Origin of the sequence: Streptomyces anandii JCM 4720 (assembly GCF_014650655.1) — a bacterium.
GTDB lineage: Bacteria > Actinomycetota > Actinomycetes > Streptomycetales > Streptomycetaceae > Streptomyces > Streptomyces anandii.
This window is the reverse complement of record NZ_BMVJ01000001.1, coordinates 58,419-59,106: the sequence shown is the minus strand read 5'-3', so window position 1 is coordinate 59,106 and position 688 is coordinate 58,419. Positions and strand designations below refer to the sequence as shown.

1 protein-coding gene is annotated in these 688 nt (G+C 71.9%); it reads right to left on the bottom strand.

Going from position 1 to position 688, the window contains the following annotated elements; translation table 11 throughout:
- A partial coding sequence (locus tag IE249_RS35660) for an ammonium transporter (RefSeq protein WP_373304312.1) occupies positions 1-649 on the bottom strand: 649 nt, incomplete at its 3' end.
- Between the last annotated feature and the right edge of the window lie 39 nt (positions 650-688).

The following is a 688-nucleotide window of genomic DNA, read 5'->3' as shown; positions in this document are numbered from 1 at the left end:
AGAGCAGGCCGGCGCCGAGCATCACCATGGGCAGGTTGTGCGGGCGCATGGCGTCCTTCTTGAAGCCCAGCCGGGGGCCGAGGACCAGGCAGAGCGCGAGACCGGAGGCGCCGGAGGTGATCTCCACGGGGAGGCCGCCGGCGAAGTCGAGGGCGCCGAGGTCGTGCGCGATCCAGCCGCCCGGGCCCCACACCCAGTGGGCGACCGGGACGTATACGAGCAGCGCCCACACGGGCACGAACACCAGCCACCCGCCGAACTTCGCGCGGTCCGCGACGGCGCCGCTGATCAGGGCGGCGGTGATGACGGCGAAGGTGAGCTGGAAGGTGGCGAACAGGGCGGTGGGCACGGTGCCGTGCAGGCTGTCCGGGCCGACGCCCGCCATGCCCGCGTGGTCCAGGCCGCCGATGAGGCCGTCGGCGACGTCGCCGCCGAAGGCGAGGGAGTAGCCGCACGCCAGCCAGACGACGGTGACCAGGGCGATGGAGACGAAGCTCATCATCAGCATGTTGAGGACGCTCTTCGTACGGACCATGCCGCCGTAGAAGAGGGCCAGGCCGGGGGTCATCAGCAGGACCAGCGCGGTGGCGGCGAGCAGCCAGGCGGTGTCGCCGGTGTCGAGGTGGTGCGTGGACGCGGCCAGGGTCACGGTCTCTCCAACGGTCCGGGGGCTCGTCAGAGGGTCACC